This is a genomic window from Amycolatopsis sp. NPDC031561, from assembly GCF_055580625.1.
Genome location: NZ_JBVILA010000026.1, coordinates 14815 through 36234, shown reverse-complemented (window position 1 = coordinate 36234; position 21420 = coordinate 14815). Strand labels below are relative to the sequence as shown.

At 66.5% G+C, this 21420-nt stretch carries 18 protein-coding genes; 7 read left to right on the top strand and 11 right to left on the bottom strand.

Annotated features, from left to right (window positions below; translation table 11 throughout):
* Positions 1–2 precede the first annotated feature (2 nt).
* The 3 genes from ACZ5IK_RS36270 to ACZ5IK_RS36260 are packed head-to-tail and all read right to left on the bottom strand — an operon-like array spanning position 3 to position 2973.
* Complete coding sequence (locus tag ACZ5IK_RS36270; protein WP_465491793.1) at positions 3–1172, bottom strand: O-antigen ligase family protein; 1170 nt, start codon at positions 1170–1172, stop codon at positions 3–5.
* Positions 1169–2137, bottom strand: a complete 969-nt coding sequence (locus ACZ5IK_RS36265; protein ID WP_465491792.1) for a polysaccharide deacetylase family protein — start codon at positions 2135–2137, stop codon at positions 1169–1171. The genes ACZ5IK_RS36270 and ACZ5IK_RS36265 overlap by 4 nt, the downstream gene beginning before the upstream one ends.
* On the bottom strand, positions 2134–2973 hold the full coding sequence (locus tag ACZ5IK_RS36260; RefSeq protein ID WP_465491791.1) for a hypothetical protein: 840 nt from the start codon (positions 2971–2973) through the stop codon (positions 2134–2136). The genes ACZ5IK_RS36265 and ACZ5IK_RS36260 overlap by 4 nt, the downstream gene beginning before the upstream one ends.
* A gap of 442 nt (positions 2974–3415) precedes the next feature.
* Here ACZ5IK_RS36260 and ACZ5IK_RS36255 point away from each other — a divergent pair, with 442 nt between their 5' ends.
* Complete coding sequence (locus ACZ5IK_RS36255; RefSeq protein WP_410599650.1) at positions 3416–3775, top strand: hypothetical protein; 360 nt, start codon at positions 3416–3418, stop codon at positions 3773–3775.
* 110 nt (positions 3776–3885) lie between these two features.
* Entirely contained in the window at positions 3886–4239 is a 354-nt protein-coding gene (locus tag ACZ5IK_RS36250; protein ID WP_465491790.1) for a hypothetical protein, read from the top strand.
* 272 nt (positions 4240–4511) lie between these two features.
* Here ACZ5IK_RS36250 and ACZ5IK_RS36245 read toward each other — a convergent pair whose 3' ends face one another.
* Complete coding sequence (locus ACZ5IK_RS36245; protein WP_465491789.1) at positions 4512–5288, bottom strand: hypothetical protein; 777 nt, start codon at positions 5286–5288, stop codon at positions 4512–4514.
* 1000 nt (positions 5289–6288) lie between these two features.
* Here ACZ5IK_RS36245 and ACZ5IK_RS36240 point away from each other — a divergent pair.
* The gene (locus ACZ5IK_RS36240) at positions 6289–6759 is read left to right on the top strand and encodes a hypothetical protein (RefSeq protein WP_465491788.1); all 471 of its coding nucleotides are present in this window, start codon (positions 6289–6291) and stop codon (positions 6757–6759) included.
* Between the two features lie 89 nt (positions 6760–6848).
* Here ACZ5IK_RS36240 and ACZ5IK_RS36235 read toward each other — a convergent pair whose 3' ends face one another.
* The 4 genes from ACZ5IK_RS36235 to ACZ5IK_RS36220 form a co-directional block, all read right to left on the bottom strand.
* A complete protein-coding gene (locus ACZ5IK_RS36235) occupies positions 6849–7829 on the bottom strand; it encodes a glycoside hydrolase family 43 protein (RefSeq protein WP_465491787.1) in 981 nt (326 codons plus the stop codon).
* Positions 7830–7868: 39 nt separating this feature from the next.
* The gene (locus ACZ5IK_RS36230; protein WP_410663522.1) at positions 7869–8219 is read right to left on the bottom strand and encodes a hypothetical protein; all 351 of its coding nucleotides are present in this window, start codon (positions 8217–8219) and stop codon (positions 7869–7871) included.
* A gap of 289 nt (positions 8220–8508) precedes the next feature.
* On the bottom strand, positions 8509–8862 hold the full coding sequence (locus ACZ5IK_RS36225) for a hypothetical protein (RefSeq protein ID WP_465491786.1): 354 nt from the start codon (positions 8860–8862) through the stop codon (positions 8509–8511).
* 307 nt (positions 8863–9169) lie between these two features.
* Positions 9170–9511 (bottom strand): hypothetical protein, encoded by a 342-nt coding sequence (locus ACZ5IK_RS36220; protein WP_465491785.1) that lies wholly within the window; start codon positions 9509–9511, stop codon positions 9170–9172.
* 284 nt (positions 9512–9795) lie between these two features.
* On the opposite strand from ACZ5IK_RS36220, the gene ACZ5IK_RS36215 reads away from it, so the two are divergent.
* Complete coding sequence (locus ACZ5IK_RS36215) at positions 9796–10149, top strand: WGxxGxxG family protein (RefSeq protein ID WP_465491784.1); 354 nt, start codon at positions 9796–9798, stop codon at positions 10147–10149.
* Between the two features lie 539 nt (positions 10150–10688).
* Here the strand turns inward: ACZ5IK_RS36215 and ACZ5IK_RS36210 are convergent.
* A complete protein-coding gene (locus ACZ5IK_RS36210) occupies positions 10689–11609 on the bottom strand; it encodes a hypothetical protein (protein WP_465491783.1) in 921 nt (306 codons plus the stop codon).
* A gap of 234 nt (positions 11610–11843) precedes the next feature.
* Between ACZ5IK_RS36210 and ACZ5IK_RS36205 the strand changes: the two genes are divergently transcribed.
* The 3 genes from ACZ5IK_RS36205 (at position 11844) to ACZ5IK_RS36195 (ending at position 14186) form a co-directional block, all read left to right on the top strand.
* Complete coding sequence (locus ACZ5IK_RS36205; protein ID WP_465491782.1) at positions 11844–12842, top strand: polysaccharide deacetylase family protein; 999 nt, start codon at positions 11844–11846, stop codon at positions 12840–12842.
* 217 nt (positions 12843–13059) lie between these two features.
* Positions 13060–13848 (top strand): DUF3152 domain-containing protein, encoded by a 789-nt coding sequence (locus ACZ5IK_RS36200; protein ID WP_465491781.1) that lies wholly within the window; start codon positions 13060–13062, stop codon positions 13846–13848.
* A gap of 59 nt (positions 13849–13907) precedes the next feature.
* Positions 13908–14186, top strand: coding sequence for an ANTAR domain-containing protein (locus ACZ5IK_RS36195; RefSeq protein ID WP_465491780.1), 279 nt, complete (start codon positions 13908–13910; stop codon positions 14184–14186).
* On the opposite strand, the gene ACZ5IK_RS36190 is transcribed toward ACZ5IK_RS36195, so the two are convergent.
* Positions 14170–16539 carry a SpoIIE family protein phosphatase gene (locus tag ACZ5IK_RS36190; RefSeq protein ID WP_465491779.1) on the bottom strand — a complete coding sequence of 790 codons (2370 nt, stop codon included), beginning with the start codon at positions 16537–16539 and terminating at the stop codon, positions 14170–14172. The genes ACZ5IK_RS36195 and ACZ5IK_RS36190 overlap by 17 nt on opposite strands.
* Positions 16540–16552: 13 nt before the next feature.
* Positions 16553–21049 carry a HAMP domain-containing protein gene (locus ACZ5IK_RS36185; RefSeq protein ID WP_465491778.1) on the bottom strand — a complete coding sequence of 1499 codons (4497 nt, stop codon included), beginning with the start codon at positions 21047–21049 and terminating at the stop codon, positions 16553–16555.
* Positions 21050–21420: the final 371 nt, after the last annotated feature.

Sequence of the window (21420 nt, the reverse complement as noted above, 5' to 3'; positions counted from 1 at the left end):
CACTATTCCTCTCCACGATCTTGTCGGCGAGCTCGGAGTTCGGCCGCCACGGCGAGCGCGGCCAACGACCACAACGGCAGGTAGTACTGCTCGGACAGGAACGTCGAGGCGACCAGCACGGCCAGCAACGACGCCTGGATCGCGACGGCCTCGATCCGGCCGGGGCTCCACAAGGCCATCAGCCGGATCGTCCGTTCGCTCGCCACTCCGGCGATACCGATCACCGACGCGAACAGCGCGAACCCCGGCAGCCCCAGTTCCGCGGCCACCTCGAGATACATGTTGTGCGCCACGGGTGTCTGCTCGTCGATCTCCGCGTTGTGCGACTCGGCCGCGTAGGACTCGCGGAAGCCGCCGGGACCCACACCCAGGACCGGTCGTTCCGTGACCATCCGGGCCGCGGCCTGCCAGCGCAGTTCCCGGGTGTCCACATTGGACGCGGCGATGAAGCTCTTTTCCTGTACCGCTCGCTCGATCTGCGGCCCGGCGAAATGGACGGCCCCGAGTCCCAGCAGCGCGACCGCCGAGGCGGTGACGGCGAGGGCGCGCCACGGCAGTACCCGGCGCAAGGCCAGCCAGCCGACCGCCGCGGTCAGTCCCAGTGCGCCGCCGCGGGAGAACGTGGCCATCGCGCCCGCCACCAGCACGGTACCGCCGAGTGCCGCGATGACCCGCTGATACAACGCCCTACCCGACAAGGAAAGGACGGGAATCGCGGCGACGAGAAAGTAGGCAAGGTCGTTCGGATCCGACTGCGGGCCGCTCGCCCGGGCCTCCCCGTCGACGATCAAGCTGTACAGCGCGCCGAGCCCGGCCACAGTGGCTCCCGTGGCCATGGCCAGCAGCAGCCCCCGGATCGGGACCTCTCGGCTGGCCACGTCCGCGAGAACCGCGGTGACGATGAGGAAGGGCAGCCAGCGCAGCGTGTATTCCGCGGTGAACGCGCCTGGCGAATGGATCGCGGCCGTCGTCGCCACGGTCACGGCGAGAAGTGCCAGCACCGCATGCAAGGGAGTCGGCCGGGGGAGTCGGCGTTCCCGGAGACGGACGACGAGCCAAGCGACGATCAGCAGCGCGGGAGCGACTTTGCCCAGGTGGGCGTTCACCGCCGTCAGGTAACCCTCGACCGGCGCCAGCCCCACCGTGGCGTACGCGAGAACCCGTAGTGTCATCTTCGGGGCTCCAGCCGCGTCACCGCGCGCTCCCGCCGCAACTCCGTCCGGCCGACGTACTCGCCGGTGCCGACGACGTCGAAGTGCTCGCGCAAGGTCTTCAGCACCCAGCCCAGCCAAGCGACTTTCCGGCTCCCCTGAACGGCCATGCCCGGGAAGAACTCCATACCGGGGGCTTCGGCACCACCGAGAACGTCGGTCGGGTGCAGGAGCAGGGAAGGCGCGACGCCACGGACGAGGCACAGCCGAAGCGCGGTCTTGAAGTACGCGCGCGCCAGACGAGGGGAGATTCCGTGCAGCTGGAGGAGATAGGAACCGTGGATGGGGGTGCGCAGCAGGGGCATCGTGGTCACCGGCAGTTCCACCAGAGTGCTGCCCGCGGCCGTCCGCCAGCGGTAGGCGTGAACCGGTGCCAGCACCCGGGAAAAGCCGCCGAACAGCTCGCCACGCCCGTCGTCGACCGACGGGGGCGCGGTGCGGTTGTGGTAGGCCCTGGCCACCGGGCCGATCCAGGTCGGCAAAGTGCTGGCATCGTAGGCGTAGCCTCGATCCTCCAGAACCTCGATGAGCTCGCGCGTGACACTGAAACCGGGACCGCGAAAGCCGACGGGAGGCGGCGCACCCGCCGTGACGATCGCGTCTTCGGTCCGCCGCAACTCTTCTTCGAGACGGTCACGCGAATACCGGTGCAGCCAGGGCTCGTGGCCGAAGGAGTGGTTGCCGATTTCGTGGCCCGCGGCGGCGATCTCGTTGACAGCCTTGGCACCGTCTTCACGGACGACGTCGGCGCCGACCGCGAACACCGTCGTCGTCAGCCGCTGATCACCGAGAACCTCCAGCAACCGAGGCACGGCCGAGGGAAGGAAACTGGGGTACCGGCGCCAGTCGGGGTCGCCATGTGTCTTGAGATAGGCCCACAGGTTGTCGAGATCGATCGACACACTCGCCAGCGGTCGCGCGATCATGCCGCGGTCTCCAACGCGTCGATCGGGGTGGTGGCCCGTGATCGCGAACCGAGCACCAGTACACCGATCACCACCGCGGTGAGCCCGAGGGTGACCCAGGCCTCGGTTCCCTCGGCGACTCGGTCGCCGAGCACCGTGATGCCGGTGACGGAGGACAACACGATCGTCGTTGCGTCGGCAGTGGCCACGACCGCGGTCGCCAGGCCGCGTTGCAGGGCGACCGCCATCGAGGCCTGCCCGAGCACGGCGGCGGCCAGCATCAACCAGGTCAGCGGGTTTCCCGGCAGTGCCGTCAAATCCAGATGCGCCAGTGTGCGGCTCGTGATCGCCACGACGGCGAACGCCGTACCGGAGAGGATCGCGGGGAGAAGGAACGTGGTGGTCCGGCTCACCTGGGCCATGGCGACGCCGATCCCGAGCAAGACGCCCGTCAGGACCAGAGCCGTGGCAGGCGAGAGATCCGCGGCGACCGACGGTTCCGAAGAACCGGCGAGGACGACGAGGCCGGCCGCCATCAGTACCAGCATCACCGTCTCGGTGGTCCGCAATCGCCACCGCAGCACCAGGATTCCGAATACGGTGGCCAGGCCGATCGCCGAGGACGAGGCGGTCTGGACCAGATACAGCGGCAACGACTCGCGAGCGAAGAAGGCGAGTGCGAAACCACCCGCCTGCCCGCCGAATCCCAGCAGGTACAAGGGATCGGAGGCAAGACGGGCGAGGAGCCCCAGCCCCGTGCCCGGCCGGCGTCCGGCCCGCCGGGCGGCGACGCTCTGGGCGACGATCCCCATCGCGTACAACGCGGCGGAAGCGATGAGTATCCCGTAAGCGACCACGAACGGCTCCTATACCCACGACGCGGACCGGCCCGAAAGACGGCCTCGTCACGCTGGTTTTCGGAAAGCGTAGAGGCGGAGCGGAAGCATCACTTTCGAAGGACGGATCGACGTTTTCGTCACGCAGGGAAAGAATTCGTGAAGGCGCCGACGGCACGGAAGTGTTTCAAGGCAGTACTTGATCTTCGGTCAAGTACTGCGCGTGACCGACGCGCGTCGAAGATCGCGGCTACAGTCGATTCTAGGGCAGCAGAACGCACGACGGCAAACGCGGGCAATACCCTTTCGGACTACAAGAACCTCGGTCAGCAGCCGTGCAGCACCACCCGATGATGCGAACGACGGCGAACAGTCGCTTTCGCCTCTGTACGTTTGCCCCCGCGGCACGGAGGCGTACTTTCCCCGGCGCCTCGCCGACACCATTCCGATTCGAGAGGTACTCATGCTGAAGAAGATCGGCTTCGTCACCGCCGCGATGGCGGCCGGAGCGTTCCTGACCGGCGGGATCGCGTCCGCCGGAACCCCGGACGAGGAGGGCCACGGCCACCCCACGCACGATGTGAGCGAGCAGGTCGGCCTGGCCAACCTGAACAACATCGACGTGCTGCACAACGTCAACGCCGTGGTCGGTGCGTGCGACAACAACGTGAACGTCCTCGGCGTCCAGGTGCCGGTCCGTGACGCGCTCAACGGCATCGGCGTGCCGGTCCTGTCGCCGGGCTCGCACGAAGCCAGCGGCGAGTCCCCGTACAACTGCGCCGCGGGCAGCGTGCTGGACGGCGGGTCGGCCCAGCACAACTGAGTCCAGGTACCCGTTGGGTGCACGGGAACCGACGATTCTTGTGTGAAGTGCCCGGTACGGGGTGAGCGATCCCTCCGTACCGGGCACTTCGCCTTTCTTGAGGGCATAAGGTGGGAGAATCCCGAGAACAGCAGCGTGCCCGTGAACTCGCTGCTCTGCGAGCCGCGCACCGGCCGGTTCCGCGCGCGACGCCGAAACTCGAGCGTGTCATCGAGATCAAGTTGTGTCGCGACACGAACAACACTCACGACCGTCCCTTGTGGAGTGCCGAATGGAGTCTTCGGGGGGCGAACCTGGGTATCGAGCGCAGCGACGAGGACATCGCGGACCTCGTCGAGAATGTCCTCAAGGACGCTCGGCTCCTGGCCGAACACTATGCCGTGCGACTCGAATGGTCCCTCGCCGGCGAAATCATCGAAGGCGGGATCGTGGAAGGCATCATGTTGCCGGATTTCGTTTCTTGACCCTTGGCCAAAATCGGTCAACCGCCTGACCGAGTGGTTTCCTGTAGCGGTGAGCGGGTAAATTTCGAGTGACCCCGGCTGGTGTTCCCGGGTCGGCGGTGAGTCGTTGCCCGACGTTCGCGCGGCCCACCAGACGTGGCCGGTTTCCCCGCTGTGCGCGCACGGGGAAGCCGGCCACTTCCACGTTTGTTCATCTTTCTCATAGTGAAGGCCCCCTTCCTTGGGCCTAGCAAGGAAGGAGGCCTTCGCGTGTTTCTAGTGAATTACGCCGCTCATCGACGGTCGAACGTGTGGCGGTCGTCGTTCCAGTCGTCCACGTCGGCGACCGAGCTCACCTCATGGGTGACGGCACCGTCCTCGTCGGCCGAGATGTTCCACTTGTGGTAGCTGGTGTACTGGGGCTTGGCGACAGCCTTGACACCTTCGGATTCGGCTCCGTCAGGACCCGCCGAGAGATCACTGGCTTCGTACACCGCGTGATTGTCGCCGGCGTGGCTGGCGACATGCGACGAGGTCGCACCGTCCTCGTCCGCCGTCTTGGTGGACTCGGCGTAGGCCACGTGACCGTGGTGAGCCTTCCGGACAGGGTGCGTGTCCCGGACGGGGTGGACCTCGCGGACGGGGCGGGCTTCCCGGACCGGGAGGGTCTTCGCGGGACGGGTGGACGAGACTTCGTCGACGTCGGTATGGGTGACCGGGCGCTTCCCGTGGAAGTGGCTCGGGCGACCGGGTTTGTCGTTGTCGTTCCAGTCGTTGTCGTTCCAGTCGTCGTCCGTGTCGAAGTCGGACTCCTCGTTGTGCCACACGACGGCACCCATGGGGCCCGCCAGAACCGCGCTTTCCTCCGTCCACCGATTTCCGTGGTGGTCGTAACCGGAATCACTGTGGATCGTCCCGGCACCACCGATACCGGCGTAGGTCGCCGACGTCTCGGAGGTACCGGCCGTCCAGGGGCTACCGCCCAGGTCGGCTGACGCGATGCCGGCGGAGGCGAGGGACAGCGGGATGGCGGCCGCCGCCGCGAGCGCCAAGCGACGCAATTCAGTCATGATTGTTGTGATCCTTTCCGGGTTGGTGATACCTAACACGAAATTGAGTCACGAGAATCGACTCCGGGCGAGAAGTCCGCCCGCTCAAGGACATTACCCGGATCTAACATGGGCAAAAGTACGGACGAGCCATCACACCCGTTCGGTACCTTCGGCATGTGGATCTTCCAGGGCGATCTGACCCGACGGCGGTACCGCTGTGTGTCCGGCTGTTGTCCTTGTGTGGCAACAAAGTCCACCGATCTGCACTGCGCCGTCGCTCGGGCGCTGGTGAGGGGAAAGGTGAAGGTCGCGTGCTCTCGGGTTGGTCGTGAGTGGCGATTCGTGTTCCAACCCGAACCGCCACTCACGGCCGCAGCCGCAAAGCGAACGTGCGCCCGTCTTCTCACTGACAGGCGAGAGTGTGAGCACTGGGGTTCGATGGCTCAAGGCTCTGTCGAACCGGGCTCGAGTGGGGCGGCACTGCCGACGAAAGAGCGTCCCGGCGCTGCCCGCGCCGGGACGCTCACCCCGCTGAATTCCGTCCGGCCGACGCTTTCGTGTCAGGTCCCAGCACCGGAGGTCGGGCTTTCAGCTGACTTCGACCTTAATGGACTGTTCGCCGCATTTGAAGTGGTGCGCGGTCGCGACATTCTTAAGAGTGTCTTTCCGGCGAAAGGAAAATAGAATGGTTACCCTGCTCGAAATGGGTCAAACTACTCTGATGGGGTGAAGCTGAAGTGGGGCCGGTACTTCGCCCTGTGTTGGGATGTCAGTGAAAAGTCAGCCAGGTTGAGGATCTTACGGCCCCAGCCGGGTGCTTTGGGTACACAGAGTGTTCATCCGCGTTCGAAGGCGGCAGAGAGTTTCACGCGAACCTCACGTTTATTTCGCCGTACCCGTTCCGGGTGTGCACTCTGTGAAATTGCCTCCAGCCCGAGGAGAGCGATGTCCGTTCGCGCTATTCGGGTGGAGGGCTCACGATGATTCCAGTCGACAGCGGAACCCAAAGGAGTGCGACATGAGGAGTCAACTGACGAGGGCTTTCACCATTCTCGTCACCGCCGCGTCCGTGACGCTGGCAGGTGCGGGCGTCGCCACGGCGGCCGGGCCCGGTGGTAACGGATCGTCCAGTACCACCAGTGTGGCCGCGGAAGTGCAGACGATGCGCGACGCGCTGGTCTCGCGTGCGGACAGCGGCGACGTGCCGGGGACGCAGGCCACCCTCGGCCGGCTCGCTCCTGTGCTCACCGAGCTGGCGCAGGGCCAGCGGTACATGATCCAGGCAGAGGCGAAGGACAGCGCGGCCACGGCCCGGCAGGAGAACGCCACGGCGAAACAGGGCGTCGACGAACTGGCGACGGACGTGGAATCCCGGGTGGGACTGCCGCCGGTGTCGGCGTTGCTCAACGCGCTGCTGCAACGACTCCTGATCAGCTTGTCGTCGCTGGTGAACGACCTCCTTGGTGGGCTGACCGTCCCGGTCGCTTAACGCGACCGGACCCCGGACGGGGGTGCCCCGGCGAAAGGCCCGGTGCGGGATTTCCTTCGCACCGGGCCTTCGTTGTGCCAGGGGATCGATCACCCCAGCTGAGGAACGTCGTTCGGGAAACCGAGGGGAAGTTCGTACAGACCGCGCGCCGCGCGCCCGCCACCAAGCCAGCCGTGGAAGAAGATGTGCCCGTCCACCACGTCGGCGCCGCCTGGCCCGTCGACCTTGCCGCCGAGAAGGTCGGTCGAAAGAAACTGGGCGTCTGCCTTCACGAACGGCCCGTTCAGTGTGGGCGCGGAGGCATAGCCCGTGTGATAGCCGGAACTCTGAAAGGTGTCGGCCGAATAGAAGAGCAGATAGCGACTGGGGGTCTTCACCACCGACGGAGCCTCGACGACCGCCTTCTCGGAAGTAAGGTCGGCGCGCAGGAGCTCGATTCGCGGACCGGTCGGTGTCCGGCCGTCGGGAAGCATCTTCTGTGACCAGATCGCCGCGGGCGGGCCTGTGGCCGCGCCGTCGCTCTTGTAGAGCAGGTATCGCGTCCCGTCGGTGTCCACAAAGGTCTGTGGATCGATGTCGCCGCCGTCGCCCGGAACGCAGACGAGGGGCGTGTCGCCGACGGGGGTATACGGGCCTTCGACTTTGGCCGAGGAGGCGGTCCCGATGCACATTTCCCCGCCGGGAGCGACCGCCGCGGAGAAGTAGAGCAGAAACGTGCCGTCCGGCAGCTGGGTCACGTCGGGAGCCCAGAATCCGCCGTCGGGTTTGGCCCACGTCGGTACGGACGCGAGAGCATCACCGATCACACGCCAAGGACCCTCGGGTGCCGGAGCACCGGCAAGGGGCACCTTCACCGCGCCGGTACTCGTGGAAAACGCGAAGTAGCCGGTGCCGGTCTTGACGACATCGGGATCGGGGAAGTCCTGTTGGAGAAGGAGCCGAGGTGCGCTGGCGGCGGATGCCGCAGGGCAGGTCGCGAGTGTCAGAAGGCCGACGGCGACGACAGCCAGCAGGCGAATCTTGTTTCTCATGAACGACTCATCTCGGATGACGCGCGAAAGCCGCCGCACGGAGGGGGCGTCCGTGCGGCGGCTGTTTCGCGGGATCGGTCAGTTCTCCTGGACGGTCCCGCCGTCGACGATGCCGCCACCGGCACAGTTGTCCGGGGTGGCACCCTCGGCTTCGGTCTCGCCCGGGGACAGGACCGGCACGGCGATCCCTTCGGCGACGTCACGGACCGGGACCTGGACCCCGAGCACGTTGACGTTGTTGTCGCAGACACCCACGACGGCGTTGAGGTTGTGCACCGCGTCGAGGTTCTGCACGTTCGCCACACCGAGCTGACCGTTGTGGTCCACCGGGTGGTCCGCGATGGTGGCACCGGCCGCCGAGGCGGACCCGCCGGCGATCGCCATTCCGGCGGCCAGAGCGGTAGCGACGAACCCAAGCTGCTTGATCACAGAAAAACTCCTAGCGAGGAAAGACACAGGACGGCGTGCCGTCGGCGCGCCGTCCCGGGAACGGTGGTCATGGTGCTTTTCACGCCGGGTGGGGCCGGTCAACTCCTGGGCAGGATGAACCGGCCCCACCCGTGCCGACGTCGCGTCCGCATCGCGGCGGCGCCGGAACACGCAGCGGAGTGTGCATCTCTTCTTCGTGTTCCGGGCCTTACGACTGTGACGCGAATCGCCGGACCCCATGCCTAAGCCGGTTTCCGCACACCACCGCGGAGGGCTTCGGCAGGGAGAATCAGTTGTCCTGGACGGTGCCGCCGTCGGTCACGGCACCCGCGGCGCAGTTGTACGGGGACTCGCCGCTGGCCTCGTGCGCACCCGGCGACAGGATCGGCACACCGATTCCGTTGAGCGAGTTCCGGATCGGGACCTGGACCCCGAGCACGTTCACATCGTTGCCGCAGGCGCCGACCACGGCGTTGACGTTGTGCAGTGCGTCGAGGTTGTTGACGTTGACCAAGCCCACCTGGCCGCTGTGGTCGTATCCACCGTCGTGGTCCCAGTCCGGGGTGTCGGCGGACGCGATGCCGCCGCTCAGGATCGCTCCGGCGGCCATGGTGGCCGCGACAAAACCGATTTTCTTCAGCATGGATTCTCCTTGAATCGACGATTGCGTCGTGCGGGACGGCAGTAAAGGTGTGTTCCCGTCCAGTGTGGGGAAACGTACTGACCATCGGCTGTCTTTTCCAACCCGGTCCACCATCGTGTGGGCACGGCGGTCCGCTGACCGCGTGAAAGGTGGTCCAATCGGGTTACGAGAATTCTCCTGTTGGCAACCGGTCAGCGAAATGAGTCCGAGGACGCTGTTTGCCGACAAGAAGGGGATCCTGGGCACGACAAGTAGCCTTGCTTCGCCGTGGAGTGCGCGAAGCAAGGCTGCTCGAATTCATATTTGTTTATCCGGGCCAGGCCTCGGCTTCCGCGGTGAGCGCCGTCGCGACGTCGATCTCCCTCGAGCGCACGCGCCAGGCCAGCGAACCCGGCCGGGGTTGCATGAGCAACCAGCCCGCGACGTCATTGTCCGTGTAGCAAGGGTTTTCGTCGTCGCCGATACCCAGCGAGGTGAAGTACTGACGGGCGGGCCAGGTCTCGGGAACCCAAGTGCGTGCCCAGCGCACCACAATGCGAGCGAGGTCGTTGTGGCTGTCCGCCGGATGTATGAGACGGTCGCCCGCCGTGCAGATCAGACGTGGCGTAAAAGCGGCGCCCAAAGGCGCGATCACATGACGGTCGTTCAATTCTCCCCCGATCCACGGATGTGGACCATGTTCATCGATGACAGATGCGCTAACCGCGCGAACAAGGAAGGACGGCCAGTGGAGGACTCGGTGACACGGGTCCGTACTTCCACGGCTCCTGTTTGAACCGATCGCCATCCTAGTAAAGGCTAAATCCGACCGGAAGCCGGGTCCTGCGAGTGAAGGGCCGACACGTTCCCGTGAAGGCGAGTGTGAACTCGTTCAGCCTGGGTATGCCATCGTTGATCGACCGTTCGTCGCCGAATTTCGAAAGAAGGATCGAAATGAAACAGGTACTACGGAAAACGACCTGTGCGGGTGTGCTGGCCGCCACCATCCTGCTGACCGGAGCGGGCCCCGCGGTCGCGACCGGCGAACCCGTTCCGACGGTGCCGGCTTCGTGGTACGCGGCCGACGACGGAAACGGGAGTCCGCGCGACGATCGGTCCGATGCCGACGGGGGTGACAACGGACTTTGGGGTCTACTCGGTTTGGTGGGCTTGCTCGGACTCGCCGGACTCGCCCGGCGAGGTCCGAAACCCGGCGCGATGGCCGGATACCCGGCTTCGGGCGCCGATGCTCCGCCCGTGAACACTTATCCGCCCGCTGAGCCGCGACGCCATCCTCCAGGCATCTGACCATGCTCTCCGCGGGAGCGGAACCGCCCAGTTCTTGTCTCCTCCGACGGACTCCGGCGCTCCGCGTCGGAGTCCGTGTACCCGACGGGATTCGCACCTTCTTGCTGCGTGCCAATGCCAGTGGGCCGTTTTTTCGACCGTTGCCGATAATAGCGCCGCGTTGCCGGGATGAGAAGGGATCCGGGTCAGAGCACTTCCTAAGGGTGTATTTCTGGGCAGGCAAAACCTTCAATGATTACCCACTGAATCGTGAGTGTAAACGACACGAACGAGTGGAGTCGGCGAGGCTTGTCAAGCTGGGGCGTACGGTTTCCTGCCAGGAACAACGTCTGATATGCGCATAAGAGTGATCAAGTCGGGCTAAGGTAACGGAAGGTGATCATGGAGAGAAAGGCGTGCACGGAAGAGAAGCAGATGCTGACGGGATGACGAAGCGCTATCGCATGATACGAATCGGTGTTTCACGAAAAAGGTAAACCACGCAAGGCGGGACGGCGGAAATCGTCGGCGTTACCGGATTGGCGTAGGTTCACCCTGGGCTATTCGTAGAGGACGTAAGCCGGGGTGGGCGCCAGCGCGAGGACCTCCGCCGGGGTCATCAGGGCCGCCCCTCGGCGGGTGTCCTCGTCGAAGAAGAGTTTGAAGCCCGCTCGCACGTGGCCGGGCTTGCTCGGCATGAGCGTTTTCCACGTCGCCTTCTTGGCGGCGGCGGAACCGATTCCGTCCACGACCTTCACCACGGAGACGCCAGGGTGGGGTTTCAGTAGTCCCTCGTCGCGTACCACCGACGAAGCCACCTGGTGGTAGACCATGACCTTGGCGGGTAGGCGGTGAAGCTGCGCCAGTTCGCCGAGGTAGTGGGCGACCCCGTCGAGTTCGGCGCCGGTGGTGCGTCCGAATTTCTTCCCGGGGACGACACCTGGTTCGACAGCCCACTCGGGATCGAGCGCGACCCCGACGTCGGGCTCCTTCAACCAGTGCTCGTAGGCCCGCACCTCAGGCAGGAAGTCCGCGCGACCGGGCTGAATATCGAGTAGCAGCAGGCCGTTCATCGCGCGTGCGGCGTCGAGGTATGCCCGCACGGTTTCGTCGCCGCATCGGCTGCGGTACATGCCGTCGGCACCAGGCGAGCGGTGCACGGTGGTCGCGATCAACTCCACCACCGGTGTGATCGGCCGCTCCTGTGGAAAGGTGCCGATTTGTTTCCGCAGCTCGCGGCTTGCGGCGGCGAGGTCCCCGGTCATCCGGCCGAGCGCCTTCGCGCCCGGCGCTCCACAAAAGCCGACCAGCAGGTTCGTCGCGAGTGGGTCGGCGGGCGGCTGGGCGACCGCCGGTGCCGCGGCCGGGGCGGACGCCATCGGCGCCGCGGCCGCGCTGCCTCGTCGGGGCGCGCCGCAGGCACTCGCCGCGAGTCCCGCCAGCCCGACGGTGAGGACGAAACGGCGGCTGTGGTCGGTCATCCGGTCTCCTTCAAAGCTGCGCTCATGTTTTCGTTGCCAGTCCAGGAAAGTACCCGTGTTGATCTTCGTGCAAACCCAGCCGCCGACGATCACCAGATCGTGCCGGGCCCGATTCCGGGCCGGATGCCCCGAGCTGCGAATACTTCGTTTTTCGCGTGAGTGAACCAAAATTCGCGCTCACCCGACTCGGTGCATCCGAGTGCTCTCGCGCGGTTCCGGCAGCAGACTTTCAGGATGTCTTTTCTCTTCCGGTTCGGCGCGGGTGCTGCCGTCGCCCTCGTGGCGGCATGTGGGGCCCCGGGACCGGCGGCTTCCCCGTCGCCGGAGCTGGGAACCGTTTCCGCGGTCGCACCGACACGCGTCACACCGGCGTTCGCGCGGCAGGTGGCCGCCGACGAACTCGGCCGGGTACCGATCCTGATGTACCACCGGCTCGTCGAGAAGCCGCGATCGGTCTACGACCGTACTCCCGCTGACTTCGCGGCGGAGCTGGAACGACTGGCCGCCGAGGACTACGTCCCGGTCACGACGGCCGACCTGGTGAACCGACGGCTCGATCTGCCCGCGGGCACGCATCCGGTCGTACTGACCTTCGACGACGGCGACCCGAGCGTCTTCGCGCTCACCCCGGCGGGACAGCCGGCGCCGGGCACCGCCGTACGGATCTTGCTGGACGTCGCGGCCGCGCACCCCCGATTCCGGCCGGTCGCCAGCCTGTATGTCAACGAGCACCCGTTCGGCGGTGACGAACGTGCTTTGCGCTGGTTGTCCGACCATCACTTCGAGATCGGCAACCACACCGCGCGGCACACGAACCTGCGCCGCGCGGACGAGGCCGCCGCCTCGGCGGCGATCGCCGAGGGAGACGGCCTGATCAGACGGGCGTTGCCCGGTTACGAACCCAGCACACTCGCACTGCCGTTCGGCGCGCAGCCTCGGCGAGAAGGACTGGCGCTGCAAGGACCGGGCTACACCTATCGCGGAGCGTTGCTCGTCGGGGCCGGGCCCGCGCCGTCTCCCTGTTCCCATGCGTTCGAACCCGCGGCGATCCCTCGGATCCGGTCACAGTCGACCGGGCCGGAGGCGGAATACGGCTCGGCTCACTGGCTCGACCAGCTCGGTTCGCCCACCGGGCATCGGTATACCTCGGACGGCGATCCGAAGACGGTGTCGTACCCGCGATCGGACGTCGTTCCCGCCGCGGCTTGCGAGAGTGTGAGTCTTGCCTACTGAGAGCCCTCATGTACGACGCGACGGAAGCCTCGTCGACTGGCTGCCACAGCCTCGCGCTCCCTTGACCAAGCCGCCGGTGCACGCGAGCACCAAACCGGCTCTGCCTCCCAAACACCGGTTGCCCACGCGTGGGCATGGGACGATCGCGATTCCGCCGCAGGAGCCGGCGCCTCGCCGGCGGCGGAAGGCTTCGGAGGCGGACCGGACGTGGTGGCCGTTGACCGTCATCTTTCTCGCCCTGGTGCTTTCGCTGGCGCTTTTCGTGGCACCTTTCGCCCTTGAGACTCCAGTCGCCCCAGGCCCGCCGGAGCCGAAACCGTCGCCGCAGCCGGCAAGTGGCCAGTCGATCGTGCCCCCGCCGGAGCCCGCCGCGTTACCGGACGGTGCTCCCTTCACACCGACCGGCGCGGGAGCCTGGCACGTCGTGCCCGGCGTGAGTGGTTCGGTGGCGGGCACCGGAACGCGGCAACTGACCTACACCGTCGAGATCGAGGACGGGGTGGATTTTCCCTCGTTCGCCCCGGAAGTGGAGGCCATTCTCGCGGACCCGCGCGGATGGATCGGGTCCGACGACGTGTCGCTCCGGCGGATCGACGACCTGGACGCCGCGCCGTCGTTCCGGATCAGTCTCACCAGCTCCGCCACGAGCCGCCGCCCGGACCTTTGCGGATTCGAGATTCCGTACGACTCGTCGTGCTATCTCACCCGTGATCGCCGGGTCGTCGTCAACCTCGCACGCTGGGTCCGTGGTGCCCATTCGTTCGAGGGCGATCTTCTGGCCTACCACCGGTACGCGGTCAATCACGAGGTCGGCCACGCGCTCGGTCATGGACATGTCGGCTGTCCCGCGGCGGGGGCCGTGGCGCCGGTGATGATGCAGCAGACCTTCGGACTGTCCAACAGCTACGTCGCGGACCTCAACCGTGCCGAGCCGGGCGCGGCGGTGAACGTACGTCCGGATGGAGCTGTCTGCCGTCCCAATCCGTGGGTCACGACGACGCGATGAGCCTCCGGCAGGGGCGGGAGCCAAGACCAGACCTGACGGCGGCGGCTCCCGCTGCCGAAGTGGAGCAGCTGAGACGGGCGTTGGCCACGCAGCCGACCATCGAACAGGCGAAGGGGATGTTGATGCTGTTGTGGCAGTGGACACCTGATGAGGCCTTCGCCGCGCTGAGGGTGATTTCCCAGCACACCAACGTCAAACTGCACGACGTGGCCACCGTGGTCGTCGCCGCGGGCAGCCGAGGCAGGCCCGAGTCGGTCGACGAGGTGACCAGTGGCGTGGTGCTGGCTGAAGTCCGCCGGCTCGTACTGGACCGGACGCGGCCTACGACTTCGCGGTGACTTCGATGGCCACGACACACGTGTCGTCGTCGGTATCGGCGGTGCTGTAGGTGAGCAAGGCATCGAGCTGCTGGTCCAGGTCGCCGTCGTGCTCGTCCACGAGACCGACGAGGTGGGTGATCGAATCCTGTACCGGTCGGTCGCGGCGCTCGATCAGGCCGTCGGTGTAGAGGAGCAGCACGTCGCCGTTGTCGAGATGCAGCTGTTCTTCCTGGTAGGTCACCTCTGGCACGGCTCCGAGCAAGGTGCCCTGGATGAGCGGGAGCGTCGTGGTCTGTCCCTGGTGCCGGAGGATCGGCGGGAGATGGCCTGCCCGCGCCCAGCGCAAGATCCTGGTCGCGGGGTTGTAGAGGGCCGCGACGGCGGTGGCGGTGACGTGGTTGGTGAGGTTGTAGGCGACCAGGTTGAGCCAGGTGAGCAACTGGGCGGGCCCGGCGCCGGTGGCGGCGAGCCCACGCAGGGCGTTGCGGAGGTTGACCATCCCGGTGGCCGCGTCGATGCCGTGCCCCGCGATGTCGCCGACGCAGAGCAGGATCTCGCCGCTGGGCAAGGCGACGGCGTCGTACCAGTCGCCGCCGACGAGGTTCTCCTTTTCCGCGGGCCGGTACCGGACTGCTGTCCGGATTCCGGCGACGTCCAGTGGATCTCGCGCGGGCGGCATGATCGCGTGCTGCAGTTGAAGGGTGAGGCGGTTGCGTTCGATCGCTTGTTGTTCGGTGGCGGCCAGCCGGTCGCGGGTGGCCGAGAGGGCGACTTCGGCCCAGTGTTGAGCGGAGACATCCTGATAGGCACCGCGGATGCTGAGAAGATTTCCCCGGCTGTCGGTGACCGGCTCGGCGACGACCCGGATGTACCGGGAGACGCCATCGGAGCGCTGAAGCCGGAACGCCGTCGAGGCGGATCGCCTGTGGTGCAGCAGGGTGCGGAGGAACCGGCCGATCGAGGGTGAATCGTCAGGGTGCGCGTAGTCGGCCAGCCGGGCCAGCGGCAGCGGGGAAGCCGTGGAAGGCAGTCCGTAGAGGGCGAACAGCTCCGAGTTCCACAGCACGGCTCCGGTCACCGGGTTCTCTTCGAAACCGCCGATCCGGCCGAGCCGCTGGGCGTGCTGCAGCAGCGTGGTCAGCTTCGCGGCGTCGTCCTGCAGGCGCAAGCCGAGCAGGACCGTGTCGGCGAGCCTGCTGATGGTGACGTCGGCCAGTACCGGCAGCGGAACCTGATCCACGGAGGTGGTGATCGTCGTGTTCCGGTCGCGGAACGGCTCTCCCGTCGCGTGGACGCGGTGGATCTTGTCCAGCAGACCGCCTTCCTCCGCCGCGAGCGGATACATCTCGAGCAACCGGGCTCCGATGAGCCGAGCCGGCGGCCGTCCACCCGGATCGACGAAGCGTGGGTTGGCGTGATGGATCCGAAAGTCGCTAAATCGGTCGTCGTCGAGGCAGGGAGAAAGCAGGAGAGCCGGGTCGGGCAGGCCGTCGACGAAATCGGCCAACTCACTGAGCAAGCCCGTGGCGGGGTGGACGGACGAGGCCGCGACGCTTCCCTCCGCGTTCTCCAAGGTGTGCGCGCACAGCTCGGCCAGTGCCTCCAGTTGCCGTCGCATCCGGCCTGCTTCGAGGTTCACCTGGTCCGGCCAGCAGATTTCCGCGACGCCGATGATCCTTCCGCCGGTTCCGGTCGGGATGGCGATCCGGGTGCCGACGGCCATGGCGTGCTGTCCGATCGAGGGCAAGCCGGAAGTGGACAGCGCCGGAAACCACACCGAGTCGCGTTCGGCCAGTGCGGCCTGCGCGGGAGTCGACACTCCGGGAGGTACGTACCGCCAGCGGGAGGCCTCCTCGGCGGAGAATCCGGCGGCCCCCGCCAGCGTGAGCGATCCGTCCGAACCCGCGAGCCAGACCGCGACCGCGGTCGCGCCGAGGGGGCGCAGGGCGTGCTCGAGGATCGCTTCGGCGGCCCGCTGGGTGTCGTCCGCCGCCAGTACGCCGCTTTCCGCCGTCCGCAGACGGACGGTGACCGAGGCGTCCTCGCCGGACTCGTCCGTACGAGCCACGAACTCCGCCGCTACTTCGCTCAGCCGGTCCTTGGCGGCGTCACCGACGACGTCGGCGGCGAACTCCAGCCGAGTCACCCCGGCGCGTTCGGCGAGGGTCGCGAGCTGTCGCGCGGCATCGCCCGGACCGCAGCCCAAGCGCTCCATCAACACACCTTTGGCGAGTTCGATCAAGGCGCGTCCGTCAGCGACGGCATGGGCGTGGTCGACCTCGTCGCGGAGGCGGACGACCGTGGCGGCCAGACGCGCCAGATTCGGGGAAAGGCCGGGAGAAGGCACCGAGCCGGGTTCGTCGACCGACATTCCAGTTCCCCGCTCAGACCGTCAGGTGCCGTTTGAGGCAGGCGATCAGCTCGTCCGTGTCGACAGGTTTGGTGACGTAGTCGTTCGCGCCAGAGGCGATGCTCTTTTCGCGGTCACCGGGCATCGCCTTCGCCGTGACGGCCACGATCGGCAGCCGGGCGTGCTCGGGCATGGCCCGGATCGTCGCGGTCGCGGTGTAGCCGTCCATTTCGGGCATCATGATGTCCATCAGGACCAGGTCGATGCCCGGATGAGTGGTCACCCGCTCGACACCCTTGCGGCCGTCTTCGGCGTGAAGAACCTGCAAACCGTGTAGTTCCAGGATTCCGGTGAGGGCGTAGACGTTGCGCGGGTCGTCATCGACGATCAGCACGGTGCGGCCGTGCAGGGTGTTGTCGACGGCTTGTGAGTGAACCGTCGTGGGCTTTTCTCCCGGGTGGACCAAAGGCAGCACCGACCCCGGCTCGTCCGCCGAAAGGTGCAGGGCGATCCGTTCCCGTAGTTCGTCCAGACCGGACAGCACTTCGAGCGAGAGCGTCTCGGCTCTCGTCTGCAGGAGCTGTTCCTGTTCGTGGTCGAGGCGTCTGCTGTTGTGGACCAGGATCGGGACCGTCCGCAGGGCGTTGTCACCCTGCATGGCATCGAGGAAGGCGAACGAGGTCCCTTCCCGCAGATCGAGGTCGAGCACGACACAGTGGTACGCGTCGGAGGCGAGGGCGGACGCTGCTTCCTCCGTGCCCGCCGCGGTCACCACCTCGACGTCGGCGGTGATGACACCGAAGTCCCTGCTGTCGGCCAGATCGCCGGCGGCGCTCTCGGCGACGAGCGTCAGCAGACCGCGTTGCCGCCCTTCGACCACGAGCAGGCGGCGATGCGCGCGGCGCGGGGATTCCCGCACCGGTTCGGCGCCCGGCGTGACGGCCGATTCCGTGCCGATGGCGGGTCGCACCGTGAAGTCCGGTCGTGCGACCGGCAGGTAGAAGGTGAACGTACTGCCCTCACCATGAGTGCTCTCCGCGGTGAGGTGGCCTCCCAGCAACTGCGCGATCTCCCGGCTGATCGACAATCCGAGACCGGTTCCGCCGTATTTGCGGCTGGTCGTGCCGTCCGCTTGCTGGAACGCGCCGAAGATCGATTCGAGCTGGTGTTCCGCGATCCCGATACCCGTGTCGATGACCCGGAAGGCGACGGCGGGTCCGTTCGTGCGCATGGACGGAGGCAGCTCTTCGATCCCGACCGGCTCGATGTGCAGCTCGATTCCGCCCGTGCTGGTGAATTTCACCGCGTTGGAGAGGAGGTTGCGCAGCACCTGCCGCAGCCGCGAATCGTCGGTTAGCACCTGCGAGGGGGCGTCCTGGCCGACGCGGATCCGGAAGTCGAGCTGCCGCTGCGAGGTCATCGGCCGGAAGGTCGCTTCGACGTAGTCCAGCAGCTGCCGCAAGGGGACCTGCTCCGGGGTGACGTCCATCTTCCCCGCCTCCACCTTGGACAGGTCGAGGATGTCGTTGATCAACTGCAGGAGATCCGAACCCGCCGAGTGGATGATGCCCGCGTACTCCACTTGCTTGGAGGTGAGGTTGCGAGTGGGGTTCTGGGCCAGCAGTTGCGCGAGGATCAACAGGCTGTTGAGCGGGGTCCGAAGTTCGTGGCTCATGTTGGCCAGGAATTCCGACTTGTACTTCGACGCCAGTGTCAGCTGGTGGGCACGGGTTTCGAGTTCTTGGCGCGCTTGCTCGATTTCGAGGTTCTTCGTCTCGATGTCACGGTTCTGGGTCGCCAGCAGCGCGGCCTTCTCCTCCAGCTCGGCGTTGGAACGCTGCAGTTCTTCCTGCTGTGACTGCAGTTCCTCCGAACGCGTCTGGAGCTCGGCGGTCAGTCGCTGCGATTCGTCGAGCAGCTCGTCCGTGCGCGCGTTGGCGACGATGCTGTTGACGTTGACGCCGATCTGTTCCATCAGCAGTTCGAGGAACGCCCGGTGCACTTCGGTGAAACCGTGGATCGAGGCCAGCTCGATCACGCCGAGAACCTGATCTTCCACCACGATCGGGAGCACGATCAGGTTCGCCGGTCTCGTCTTCCCCAGGCCGGACGAGATGGTCACATAGTCCTCCGGGACTTCGTCGACCATGATCGGGCGACGACTGCGTGCCGCCTGCCCGACCAGCGATTGGCCGATCCGGAAGCGCGCCACCGGACCATCGTCGGCGTCGGGATGCCCGTAGGCGCCGACAAGCCGCAGTTCCGGCCTTTCCGCCGTCTCGTCGGCGAGGTAGAACGCGCCGTACTGCGCGGCGACCAACGGGACCAGCTCGTCCATCACCGCCGCCGCGACCAGGGCGAGGTCGCGACGTCCCTGCATCAGGCCGGTGATGGTGGCCAGGTTCGACTTCAGCCAGTCTTGCTCGTGGTTGGCCCGCGTGGTCTCGCGCAGGGATTCCACCATCGAGTTGATGTTGTCCTTGAGTTCGGCGACCTCGCCGGACGCGTCCACGGTGATCGAGCGGGTGAGGTCGCCTTCCGCGACCGCGCTGGTGACCTTGGCGATGGCGCGGACCTGCCGGGTGAGGTTCCCGGCGAGTTCGTTGACGTTCTCCGTGAGCCGTTTCCAGGTGCCCGAGACGCCTTCGACCTCGGCCTGGCCGCCGAGCCGTCCCTCACTGCCGACCTCGCGCGCCACGCGGGTGACCTCCGCGGCGAAGGCGGAAAGCTGGTCGACCATCGTGTTGATGGTGGTCTTGAGCTCCAGGATCTCGCCCCGCGCGTCGACGTCGATCTTGCGCGTCAGGTCGCCCTGCGCGACCGCGGTGGTCACCTGGGCGATGTTGCGGACCTGCCCGGTGAGGTTGTTCGCCATCGAGTTGACGTTGTCGGTGAGGTCCTTCCAGGTACCGGCGACGTTCGGCACGCGGGCCTGCCCACCGAGGATGCCCTCGGTGCCCACCTCACGCGCCACCCGCGTGACCTCGTCCGCGAACGCCGACAGCGTGTCGACCATCGTGTTGATGACGTCGGCCAGCGCCGCGACCTCGCCCTTGGCCTCGACGGTGATCTTGCGGGACAGGTCGCCCCGGGCGACCGCCGTGGCGACCTGCGCGATCGAGCGCACCTGACCGGTGAGGTTGGACGCCATCACGTTGACGTTGTCGGTGAGGTCCTTCCAGGTTCCCGAGACACCCCGGACCGTCGCCTGTCCGCCGAGGTTGCCCTCGGTGCCGACCTCACGCGCGACGCGGGTGACTTCGTCGGCGAAGGCGGACAACTGGTCGACCATCGTGTTGATGGTGTCCTTCAGTTCCAGGATCTCGCCGCGCGCGTCGACCCGGATCTTCTGCGACAGGTCACCGCGGGCCACCGCGGTGGTGACCTCGGCGATCGAGCGGACCTGCGCCGTCAGGTTGTCCGCCATGAAGTTCACGGAGTCGGTGAGGTCGCGCCAGGTGCCGGAGACGCCCTTGACGTCGGCTTGGCCGCCGAGCCGTCCTTCGGTGCCGACCTCGCGGGCGACGCGGGTGACTTCGTCGGCGAAGGCGGAAAGCTGCCCCACCATGGTGTTCAGCGTGTTCTTCAGCTCCAGGACCTCGCCGCGCGCCGTCACGTTGATCTTCTGCGACAGATCGCCCTTGGCGACAGCGGTGGCGACCTGGGCGATGTTGCGGACCTGGTCGGTGAGGTTGCCCGCCATGAAGTTCACGGAGTCGGTGAGATCGCGCCAGGTGCCGGAGACGCCCTTGACGTCGGCCTGCCCACCCAGCCGTCCTTCGGTGCCGACTTCACGGGCGACGCGCGTGACCTCGTCGGCGAACGAGGACAGCTGGTCGACCATCGTGTTGATGGTGTTCTTGAGCTCGAGGATTTCGCCGCGCGCGTCCACCGTGATCTTCTGGGACAGATCGCCCTTCGCGACCGCCGTCGTCACCTGGGCGACATTGCGGACCTGGTCGGTGAGGTTGCCCGCCATGAAGTTCACCGAGTCGGTGAGATCGCGCCAGACGCCGCCGACGCCCGGCACCTCCGCCTGGCCGCCCAGTCGTCCCTCGCTACCGACCTCTCGTGCGACGCGGGTGACCTCGTCCGCGAACGAGGACAGCTGATCCACCATGGTGTTCACGGTGTCCTTGAGTTCGAGGATCTCGCCGCGGGCGTCGACGTCGATCTTCTGGGACAGGTCGCCTCGCGCCACCGCGGTCGCCACTTGGGCGATGTCACGCACCTGGGTGGTGAGGTTGCCCGCCATCGCGTTCACGGAGTCGGTGAGGTCTTTCCAGGTGCCGGAGACCCCGGGCACCTTCGCCTGTCCGCCCAGTTGCCCTTCGCTGCCGACTTCGCGGGCGACCCGGGTGACCTCCGAGGTGAACAAGGACAGCTGGTCCGCCATCCCGTTGAACACGGTGGCGATGTCGCCCAGCAGTCCGTCGGCGCCGTCCGGCAGCCTGATGCCGAAGTCCCCGTCCCGTACCGCCGTCAGCCCGGCCAGAAGCTGGCGCAGTTCTTCTTCTCCGGCACGACTCATCGTCGCAGTCGCCGACCCGCTCATCCGTCACCACGTCTCTTCATTTGTAGCGTCGAGGAAAGAACCGACAACCAGCCGAGGAGTGCGCGGGCGGAAGGAGCGGCCCGGGCGGTTCCCGAGCATAGCGAAGGTGTACTAGGCTATGCCGCAACGGTTGAGCAGCCAGCCGCATCCCGCCGAGCGAGAAGTTCTATTGCTCCCGTCAGCCACAGTGCTCCCGTCAATTGTTTTCCTGACGCTGACGTGAATCGTTTTCGGTCGAGATGTCCAGCCTGAGCCCGCGCGCTGTCGCCGGTAAGGGCGAATTTGGCATGCCCATTTCGGAAATCGAATTCGATTTCCGATGGAGAACAAGAAGTTTCGGTCAGTCG